This window comes from Micromonospora sp. BL1 (genome assembly GCF_003667485.1).
Classification (GTDB): Bacteria; Actinomycetota; Actinomycetes; order Mycobacteriales; family Micromonosporaceae; genus Micromonospora; species Micromonospora tulbaghiae.
The window spans coordinates 1-3,590 of sequence record NZ_RCVK01000293.1; the positions used below are offsets into that span (position 1 = coordinate 1).

The window sequence follows — 3,590 nt, forward strand, 5'->3', positions numbered from 1 at the left end:
GTGGAGATGGGCACGCGCTGGCGGCGTCGGCGCGGTCGGCGTCGTCGGCGCGGTCGGCGTCGGCGGCGCGGTCGGCGTCGGCGCGGTCGGCGTCGGCGGTGGTTTCGGCGGCGCTGAGGTTGGCGGCGCTCGCGTCGGCCGCGCGGGCGGCGTCGGCGGTGGTTTCGGCGGCGCTGACGTCAGCGGTGCTCGCGTCGGCCGCGTGGTCGGCGCTGGCGCTGACGTGGACGGTGCTCGTGTCGGCGGCGCTCGCCTTGTCGGCGGCGTCGACGGTGGGACGAGGCTCGTCGCCGTCCGTCGTCCGGCCGGGAGGCTGCTCGTCGCCGTCGGTCACCGGCGAAGGGTACGACCAATCGGGCGTTCCGGGAAAGAGTCCCGCCGTGTTCCGCCTCGCCTCGAGATCTTGGTACGAAAGCGCCCTGATAGGGGCCGGTTCGTACCAAGATCTCTCAGATCGGGGTGCCGGTCAGCGTCAACGCCGTCTTGTCGGCTGCCCAGAGGGCCACCAGTGCAACGCCGGGTGCCGCGTGCCCGGCCAGGGTCAGCAGCACGCCGCCGGTCAGGAAGCAGGCGGCCTGGACGGCGAGCTTGGCCGGGTCGGGCAGCGTCACGGTGGCACGCGGTGAGCAGAACAGTCCCCACCCCACGGCGATCACCAGCGGCGCACCGAGTCCGGCGAGCAGGCGCAGCGGCCAGCCGGCGTCTAGCGTGAAGCCCCAGTACCCGGCCGAGCCCAGCACGGCCAGCTCCAGCAGGAAGATCACGCCCAGCAGCAGCGCGGTCATCGGTCCTCCCAGGAACGGTAGGCGCGGTCCAGACCCGCGATCATCTGGTCGAAGGAGCGGTCGGTGTCGCGGGGCAGCCCGAATCCGCCCGCCGCCTCCAGCGCGACGAAACCGTGCACGGCGGCCCGGAACATCCGGATGGCGTCGGTCGCGGCGTCGCCGTCGAGGCCGTACCCGAGCAGGATGGCCCGGACCGCGCCGACCGCGCGTTCTCCGGCGGCCAGGTGTTCGGGGTCGGCCGGGTCGGGCGCCCGCTGGGCGGCCGGGTAGCGGCCGGGGTGCTGCCGCGCGTACGCCCGGTAGGCGGCGGCGACGGCGCGCAACGCGTCGCCACCGGCCCGGCCCGCGGCGGCGGCCGTGAGCACGTCGGCGATCTCGGCGGTGGCGAGCACGGCGAGCTTCTGGTGCAGCGCGTCCACACCCCGCACGTGCTTGTAGAGGCTCGGCAGCGCGACGCCGAGGCGGGCGGCGAGCGCGGCCAGCGTCAGCTTCTCGTAGCCGACCTCGTCGGCGAGCGTGGCGGCCTCCCGCACGACACTGGCCGGGGTCAGGCCGGCCCTAGGCACGTGCGGTCACCGCCAGGAACTCGAGCAGGTCGGCGGCGGTGGCGTCGGGCTGGTCGGCGTGCGGGTAGTGCCCGGAGTCGGCGATCATCCGCGCCTCGGCGACGGCGAACAGCCGGCGCGCGGCCCGCGCCTCGGCGCCCGGGTCGGGGAAGTCCGGGTCCTTCGTGCCCATCAGCACCAGCACCGGGCGGCGCACCTCGGGCGCCCGCGCGGTCCAGTGCGGGTCGGCCGGTGCGACCACGCCGCGCACCGCGGCCATCCGCCCGCGCAGCTTGGCGACCAGCTCCCTGCGGTACGCGGCGTCGTCCGCCGGGCGCCCGCACGGGAACAGCGTGCGGTGGAACAGCCCGAACAGGCGAGGGCTACGGAGTACGGCGGCCTGCGCGACCCGCATCAGCGGGTTCGGCTTCGGCGTGCCGACGAACGCGCCGATCTGCACGATGCCGCTGACCAGTTCCGGCGCCTCGGCGGCGGCGAAGACGACCGCGGCGGCGCTGGACGAGCTGCCGACCAGGGTGGCGGGCTCGCCGCCGAGCGCCCGCACCACGGCGAGCAGGTCGCCGCCGACGTGCTCGGGGGCGTACGTGGGCCAGTGCGGGCTGGAGTCGCCGTGCCCCCGGACGTCAACTGAGGCGACCCGGTAGCCGGCCGCGACCAGCCGGGGCGTCAGGTGCCGGAAGGCGGCCCGGTTCTCCCCCATGCCGTGCGCGAGGACCACGAGCGGGCCCGATCCGTGCACCTCGTACGCGATCGTGCCGCCGTCCCGCGCCACCTGGCTAACCGTCATAGCCGTAAAGCTAATCTCATTAGCCAACCTCGTCAAGCTTGACCTCAACCCGAGGTGAGGTCGCACGATCCCGGGCATGCCGATCACCGCCGACACCCACGTACGCCTCGCCCGCCCGAGCCGCGACCTCGCCGCCGCCGAACGGTTCTGGACGCAGGGGCTGGGCCTGGACGTGCTCTACCGGAGCGAGGGCGGTCACGCGGACGAGCACGACCTGGTGATGCTCGGCCTCCCCGGAGCCGGCTGGCACCTGGAGCTGGTCGGCGGTCCGACGCTCGCGGTCGAGCCGCGCCCCACCGGGGAGGACCTGCTCGTGCTCTACCTCGACGGCCCGGCCGACGACGAACTGGTCCCGAGACTGGAACGGGCCGGCGGGACCAGGGTCTCCGCCGGCCCGTACTGGGACAGGTGGGGTGTCACGTTGACCGACCCGGACGGCTACCGCCTCGTGCTGTGCATCCGGGCCTGGTCGAACGACTGACTCACTTCTTCGACAGCACCGCGCGGCCGAAGAACGCCAGGTTGGCCGGGCGCTCCGCGAGCCGGCGCATCAGGTAGCCGTACCACTGGTCGCCGTAGGGGACGTACGTCCGCACCGTGTAGCCCTCGCCGACCAGGCGCTGCTGCTCCTCCGGGCGGATGCCGTAGAGCATCTGGAACTCGAACCGGCCCGGGTCGCGGTCGAACCAGCGCGCCCGGTCCTCGCCGATCGCGATCAGCCGCGGGTCGTGCGTGGCGAGCATCGGGTAGCCGTCGCCGGACATCAGCACGTTCATGCAGCGCACGTACGACTTGTCCACCTCGCGGGCGGACTGGTACGCCACCGACTCCGGCTCCTTGTACGCGCCCTTGCACAGCCGCACCCGCGACCCCGCCGACGCCAGCTCCCGGCAGTCCGACTCGGTCCGCCGCAGGTACGCCTGGAGCACCGCGCCGGTCGACGGGTGGTCCTTGCGCAGCTTCGCCAGGATGTCCAGGGTCGAGTCGGTGGTGGTGTGGTCCTCCATGTCCAGCGTGACGGTGGTGCCCGCCGCGTCGGCCGCCGCGCAGATCGCCCGCGCGTTGTCGTACGCGAGCTGCTCGTCGAACATCTGGCCCAGCGCGGACAGCTTCACGCTGACCTCGGCGGCCGGGGTGAGCCCGGCGGCGCCGAGGCGGCTCAGCAGCGTGAGGTACTCGTCCCGGGTGGCGTTCGCCTGCTCCGGGGTGGTGGTGTCCTCGCCCAGGTAGTCGAGGGTGACCGCTTGGCCGTCGGCGACCAGCTCGCGGGTGGCGCGCAGCGCGTCGTCGGTGGCGGCGCCGGCGACGAACCGGCGGACGACGTCCCGGGTGAACGGGGCCGTCGCGACGAGCCGCTCCACCTGGGAAGACCGGGAGGCGGCGAGGATGACGGAACGGAGCATGAGCCGAGCGTAACGCTCACCACCGGGCCCCCGCCGGGTGCGTCCGAGG

At 74.1% G+C, this 3,590-nt stretch carries 5 protein-coding genes and 1 pseudogene; 1 reads left to right on the forward strand and 5 read right to left on the reverse strand.

Annotated features, from left to right (window positions below):
- The 4 genes and pseudogenes from EAD96_RS21970 to EAD96_RS21985 all read right to left on the reverse strand — a co-directional run.
- Positions 1-334: pseudogene (locus EAD96_RS21970) on the reverse strand (hypothetical protein); the annotation flags it as partial.
- Positions 335-449: 115 nt separating this feature from the next.
- Positions 450-785: a YrdB family protein gene (locus tag EAD96_RS21975; protein ID WP_121685621.1), complete on the reverse strand. Its 336-nt coding sequence runs from the start codon at positions 783-785 to the stop codon at positions 450-452.
- Positions 782-1,351 (reverse strand): TetR-like C-terminal domain-containing protein, encoded by a 570-nt coding sequence (locus EAD96_RS21980; RefSeq protein WP_121685622.1) that lies wholly within the window; start codon positions 1,349-1,351, stop codon positions 782-784. The genes EAD96_RS21975 and EAD96_RS21980 overlap by 4 nt, the downstream gene beginning before the upstream one ends.
- On the reverse strand, positions 1,344-2,138 hold the full coding sequence (locus EAD96_RS21985; RefSeq protein WP_121685623.1) for an alpha/beta fold hydrolase: 795 nt from the start codon (positions 2,136-2,138) through the stop codon (positions 1,344-1,346). The genes EAD96_RS21980 and EAD96_RS21985 overlap by 8 nt, the downstream gene beginning before the upstream one ends.
- A 76-nt stretch (positions 2,139-2,214) precedes the next feature.
- Here EAD96_RS21985 and EAD96_RS21990 point away from each other — a divergent pair, with 76 nt between their 5' ends.
- A complete protein-coding gene (locus tag EAD96_RS21990) occupies positions 2,215-2,619 on the forward strand; it encodes a VOC family protein (RefSeq protein ID WP_121685624.1) in 405 nt (134 codons plus the stop codon).
- Position 2,620: 1 nt separating this feature from the next.
- On the opposite strand, the gene EAD96_RS21995 is transcribed toward EAD96_RS21990, so the two are convergent.
- Entirely contained in the window at positions 2,621-3,541 is a 921-nt protein-coding gene (locus tag EAD96_RS21995) for a proline dehydrogenase family protein (protein WP_120572957.1), read from the reverse strand.
- Positions 3,542-3,590 lie beyond the last annotated feature (49 nt).

Bases quoted from the DNA above. Each gene is read 5' to 3' on its own strand.
- EAD96_RS21975 (WP_121685621.1), bottom strand. From the start codon at position 785: ATGACCGCGCTGCTGCTGGGCGTGATCTTCCTGCTGGAGCTGGCCGTG.
- EAD96_RS21990 (WP_121685624.1), top strand. From the start codon at position 2,215: ATGCCGATCACCGCCGACACCCACGTACGCCTCGCCCGCCCGAGCCGC.
- EAD96_RS21995 (WP_120572957.1), bottom strand. From the start codon at position 3,541: ATGCTCCGTTCCGTCATCCTCGCCGCCTCCCGGTCTTCCCAGGTGGAG.
- EAD96_RS21985 (WP_121685623.1), bottom strand. From the start codon at position 2,138: ATGACGGTTAGCCAGGTGGCGCGGGACGGCGGCACGATCGCGTACGAG.